5 protein-coding genes are annotated in these 3,601 nt (G+C 70.3%); all 5 read right to left on the bottom strand.

Annotation, left to right across the window (positions count from 1 at the left end):
- Window positions 1-763: Flp pilus assembly protein CpaB (gene cpaB / locus B551_RS15220; RefSeq protein ID WP_043440019.1), on the bottom strand; the 763-nt coding region annotated here is incomplete at its 3' end.
- A gap of 78 nt (window positions 764-841) precedes the next feature.
- On the bottom strand, window positions 842-2,281 hold the full coding sequence (locus tag B551_RS15215; RefSeq protein ID WP_006578846.1) for an ATP-binding protein: 1,440 nt from the start codon (window positions 2,279-2,281) through the stop codon (window positions 842-844).
- A gap of 25 nt (window positions 2,282-2,306) precedes the next feature.
- A complete protein-coding gene (locus B551_RS15210) occupies window positions 2,307-2,846 on the bottom strand; it encodes a prepilin peptidase (protein WP_006578845.1) in 540 nt (179 codons plus the stop codon).
- Between the two features lie 53 nt (window positions 2,847-2,899).
- Window positions 2,900-3,070 carry a Flp family type IVb pilin gene (locus B551_RS25645; protein WP_006578844.1) on the bottom strand — a complete coding sequence of 57 codons (171 nt, stop codon included), beginning with the start codon at window positions 3,068-3,070 and terminating at the stop codon, window positions 2,900-2,902.
- A 93-nt stretch (window positions 3,071-3,163) separates the two neighbouring features.
- Window positions 3,164-3,337 carry a Flp family type IVb pilin gene (locus B551_RS15205; RefSeq protein ID WP_006578843.1) on the bottom strand — a complete coding sequence of 58 codons (174 nt, stop codon included), beginning with the start codon at window positions 3,335-3,337 and terminating at the stop codon, window positions 3,164-3,166.
- Between the last annotated feature and the right edge of the window lie 264 nt (window positions 3,338-3,601).

Here is a 3,601-nt window from a genome sequence, read left to right as displayed (position 1 = left end):
GTGCGCTGACCTTGACCGGCTTGAGCGGCGCGGGCACCGGTGCGGCGGCGGGCGTGCCAAGCAGCGTGGTCTTGGTGGCGCCCTCGGTGTCGACCGCGGCCAGGTCGACCTGATTGCGCAGCACCAGCGACAGCGTGCCCACGCTGCGCGCGACGTCCAGCTTCTCGGCCTGTTCGGGCGTGACCTCCAGCGTCACCGCGTTGACCACCTTGGGCTGGGTATCGTCCCGGCTCACCTGCTGCGCGACCGCCAGCACCAGGATCTTCTCCAGCACGATCTTCGAGATGCTGGCGTCGCCGCTGCCCGCGCCGTTGCGCCTGGCGTCGGCGGCGGTGTTGACGATCACGTCGACCAGATTGCCCGGCAGCGCGAAGCCGGCCACGCCGACCACGTCGTTGACGCGCACCGTGATCGCGCGCCTGCCTTCGCCGATCACCGCCGACAGGCCGCCTTTTGTGCCCTGCGGCGCCAGCTTGGCCTCGAGCACCGGTTCGCCGCGCAGCACGCTGGTGCGCGCGACACGGCCCTGCAGCAGCGCGGCGTTGGTGAAGGCGCCGGGCGGCACGCTGGCGCTGGGCCAGCTGACCAGCCGCAGGTTTTCCGGGCCGATCGGCTGGCCCAGGTTGATGTCGCTGGCGGCGACCACCACCTGCGCGACCGAGTTCGATGACTGCTGCATCAGCCAGCGCGAGGCCGCGACCACGGCCGCTACCCCGGCGGCCAGTGCGACCAGAAGCATCAACATTGCCCGTGCGTTTTTCATGGAAGCTCTCCCCTGAGGTTGCCCTCGTTTCCCTCGTTTTTTCGTTGTTTCCTTGTCCGTCGTCCGAGCTCGACGAAGCTATCGCGCCGTAGCGCGCGAGCCGCTGCGCCAGCGCATGCCGTCGCCGATCTCGCGGCCGAAATACGCGTGCCAGGCGCGCCGCAGCGCTTCCTCGCTGACGCGTGGCTCGCCGCCGTGATAGCGCCTGGCCGAGTCGACCAGCTTGAGCAGGTCGCCCGGGATGCAGGCCAGCAGCGGAATGCCGTCGGCCATGTGCAAGCCCTCGAGCAGGAAGCGGAACACGTCGTCGGCGCCGTGCAGGCCCAGCGCGCGGGCGGCGCGCGCATAGACCTCGCGGTAGTCATCCTCGGCGAGCGGGCCGACGAACAGCTTGCTGCCGAGCCGGCGCAGGAAGGCGTCGTCGCCGAGCGCGCCCAGGTCCAGGTTGGTCGAGAACACCGGCCATACGTCGAACGGCACCGAGAAGCGCACGCCGCTGTGCAGCGTGAACATGTCGACGCCGCGGTCCAGCGGCACGATCCACCGGTTCAGCAGCTCGTTGACGCCGACCAGCTGGCGGCCGAGATCGTCGACGATGTAGACGCCGTTGTTGGCCTTCATGTGCGGTGGCGCCTGGTAGTAGCCGGCGACCGCGTCGTAGCGCAGGTCCAGCATGTCCAGCGTCAGCTCGCCTCCGGTCAGCACCGCGGGGCGGTGGCACAGGATCCAGCGCCGGTCCGCGCCGCGCCCCCAGCCGGGGTAGGCGCCCTCGTCGAAGGGCACGTGCACCAGCGGATCGAACACCTGGATGATCTCGCCGGCCACGGTGATCGCGTGCGGCACCGGCACCGCGCCCGGCATCAGTTCGCGCAGCCGGCGCGCGAGGAACGTCTTGCCGCTGCCGGGCGGACCGTACAGCAGCAGTGCGGTGCTCGAATTCAACGCGATGCCGGCCTCGTCGACGATATGGGGCGCGGCCACCATGTCGCCGAGCGCGGCGGCCACATCGGCCTTCGACACGCTGGCGTCGCGCACCGAGTGGTGCCGCACCGCTTCCAGGTAGGCGTCGAGCGTCACCGGCGCCGGGCCCGCATAGCTGCAGCGCGCGGCGAACTCGGCGGCGCGCGCATAGCCGGCGTCGGTCAGCCGGTAGCGCACGTCCAGGTCGCTGGCGCCGCGATGCGCGATCTCCAGCAGCCTCTCGCGCACGCAGGCGGTCGCGATCTCGCCGATCACCGAGCCGGGCAGGCGCAGCGTCTCGGCCAGCTGCAGCAGCGTGACGTTGCGGTACAGATAGGCGGCCTTCATCAGCAGGGTGCCCAGCATCGTGATGTCGATGCCCGTATCGGCAACGGTGCGCGGGGCCACATGCCATGGTTGCGGCTGGGCGCATTCTGTGGCGCATTCCGTGGCGGCGTTGGCCGGCGCGCGCGAGTGGCCATGGCCGCCGGCATTGGCCGCGGCATTGGCCACGCCCGGCAGACCGTGTATCGGCGCATTCGGTGTTTGCTCGATCATGGGATCCCCCGCTCTGTGCTGGTGGCTATGCCGACGCGAACAGCATCGCGATCGTGCCGGCGGCGATGGCCACGCCGTAGGGCATCGCGCCGACCGACACCGACGCGTCGAGTACCGCGGGCTTGCGCCGGTCCGGGTTGAACGCGCCAGGCGCCAGCACGATCCGCACTACGTTCTCGCGCAGCTGGCGCAGATTGCCGTGCCACAGCGTCCAGCCCAGTGCCCAGACGCCGCCCAGCACGAAGGCCGTCAGCGCGATGTCGAAGGCCATGCCCGCGCCCAGCCAGGCGCCGACCGCGGCCATCAGCTTGACGTCGCCGGCGGCCATGCCGCGCAGCAGATAGATCGGCAGGAACATCGCCAGCCCCGTCAGCCAGCCCGCGGCCCAGGACAGCGCACCGGCGCCGAGGCCGGACAGCACCAGCTGTACCGGCAGCGCCAGCAGCCAGGCGCCGAAGGTCAGCCAGTTGGGAATGCGGCGGCAATGCAGATCGCTGGCCGCGGCGGCCAGCACCAGCAGCATCGCGGCAGGTCCGATCATCGTGGCGAGATGCGGGTTCGGCATGGCGGGCTCCGGTCGCACGGTGCAGGGCGTTGGGTCGGGGCAGGGCCGCGTCGTCAGAACGAGGACGCGACCTTGTCGAAGATATTGCTCAGGGCCTCGCCGGCGGCCTTGACCGAGACGATGATCACCAGCGCGATCAGCATCGCGATCAGCGCGTACTCGATGCTGCTGACCGCGTGATCGTCGTCGACGAAGCCGCGGAGGGAATTCGCTTGCGCGCGCATCGGTGTCTCCAGTAGGTGGCGCGGGCCCGCGGAGCCGGAACGCCGGCCTCCGCGGGTATCGGTCGCGCCGAGCGCATCGGCGCGTGGCTCGGCTTACTTCAGCGCGGACTGCACCTTGTCGAACACGGCGCTCAGGTTCTGTCCGACCAGCTTGACGCCGGCGATGATCACGATGGCGATCAGCGCGGCGATCAGGCCGTACTCGATGGCGGTGACGCCGTCATCGTCCTGGGCGAACAACTTGGCTTGTTGAATCAGGTCTTGCATGGCTCTCTCCTTCGGTTGGAATGCAGGGCACGACTTGCGTTGAACTGCTGCGGTTGAACTTCTGTGCGTTGAACGGCTGCGGCCCGGACCGCAGCGGTTCAACTGTGGTGGTCCGCGGCGCGCGGAGGACCGCACGCGGCGCAGGCATCGAAGGGCCAGCGGCCGTGTCCGCCGCCGTGTCCAGGCGGACGGCTGTCGCGGCGGCCGCCGTGGTGACCTTCCGCTTCCCCCGCCGCCGGGCGTCGCACGCGGCGGTGCGTGTGC

The organism is Cupriavidus sp. HPC(L), from assembly GCF_000307735.3.
GTDB lineage: Bacteria > Pseudomonadota > Gammaproteobacteria > Burkholderiales > Burkholderiaceae > Cupriavidus.
The sequence above is the reverse complement of the archived record's forward strand: the minus strand, read 5'-3'. Positions and strand labels throughout refer to the sequence as shown.